Annotated in this window: 1 protein-coding gene; it reads right to left on the bottom strand. The window is 70.7% G+C overall.

The genetic code is table 11. The features are described from left to right. Positions 1-53: 53 nt before the first annotated feature. Entirely contained in the window at positions 54-1,217 is a 1,164-nt protein-coding gene (locus tag CHB94_RS24345; RefSeq protein ID WP_089339113.1) for an IS701 family transposase, read from the bottom strand. Positions 1,218-1,237: the final 20 nt, after the last annotated feature.

The following is a 1,237-nucleotide window of genomic DNA, read 5'->3' as shown; positions in this document are numbered from 1 at the left end:
ACGCCAGACCAGGCAGATGACGAGGTGACGGATCTCCGGGAGGGACAGCTCGGTCAGCTCGCCACGGAGATCGAGGTCCCCCCCTTTTCGCCGCTGGTGGCGGCGCGGGTAACGGTCAGGTACGCGTGTGCCAGGCAGGCCAGGGTGATATGCCGATACCAGGCGTCGTAGCGGCGGACCTGGTAGTGGTCCAGGCCGACCTGGCCCTTGGCGGTCTGGAAGGACTCCTCGATCGCCCAGCGGCGTCCGGCGACGGCGACCAGGTCGGCCAGTGACGCCGTCGGCGGGCAGAAGCACAGGTAGTGGGCGAGTTCGCCGTCGGTGAGGCTGCGGCGGACGAGCAGCCAGTGCCGGCTGGGCTCGGCCAGCGGCCGGATCGGCACCCGCACCCAGTGATAGATCCGCGGCCCCTTGGCGCCGGCCCCGGCCGACAGGCGCGTCCAGGCCGACTCGGGCACGGCCGCCGACAGGGCGTCGACGCGGGAGTCGGCCGGTCGGCCGTCGATCGTGGCGATGACGTGCTGGTTGACCGGCACGGCCAGCACGTAGGCCATGTCCCGTTCCTCCAGCGCCATCCGCAGCCTGGAGTGTTGGCCGTAGACCTCGTCGCCGGCGACCCAGCCGGCAGGCGCCCCGGCGTCCAGCGCTCGGGTCAGCATCGCCAGGGCCAGCTCCGGCTTGGTCGCGAACTCCACGTCGGCGCCGATGCCGGCCTCGGCGCAGCGTGCTCGGTCCTCGGTCCAGGCCTTGGGCAGGTACAGCTCCCGGTCGATGAACGTCCGCCCCGCCGGTGCGGCGTAGGCCAGAAACACCCCGACCTGCGAGTTCTCGATCCGCCCCGCTGTGCCGGAGTACTGCCTGGCCACCCCGGCGGACTTGGTGCCCTTCTTCAGAAACCCGGTTTCATCGATCACCAGCACCGCGGAGTCATCCCCGAGATGTTCGACGACGTAGTCGCGCAGGTCGTCCCGGACCGCGTCGGCGTCCCAGTCGGCGTGGTTGAGCAGCCGCTGCATCGCATCCGGCGTCCGGTCCCCGGCCTGTTCCGACAGCGTCCAACCGTTCTTCCGCTCGGCCGCCGACAGTAGCCCCCGCACGTAGACCCCGGCCCGAACACGCGGCTCAGAACGGGCGAACCGGGGACCGATCCGCTCGAGCACCTTCTCCAGACCCACGGCCCAGTCCTCGACCTCGGCCACGGTCACATCTTCGACCATCCCGAGACAGTCGTGACCTC

Source organism: Blastococcus mobilis, assembly GCF_900188025.1.
In the GTDB taxonomy this organism is placed as follows: Bacteria; Actinomycetota; Actinomycetes; order Mycobacteriales; family Geodermatophilaceae; genus Blastococcus_B; species Blastococcus_B mobilis.
Note: the sequence above shows the minus strand (reverse complement) of the source record. Positions and strands in the feature narration are given on the sequence as shown.

Excerpts from the sequence above, each read along its gene's own strand:
- CHB94_RS24345 (WP_089339113.1), bottom strand. The coding sequence starts at position 1,217 with ATGGTCGAAGATGTGACCGTGGCCGAGGTCGAGGACTGGGCCGTGGGT.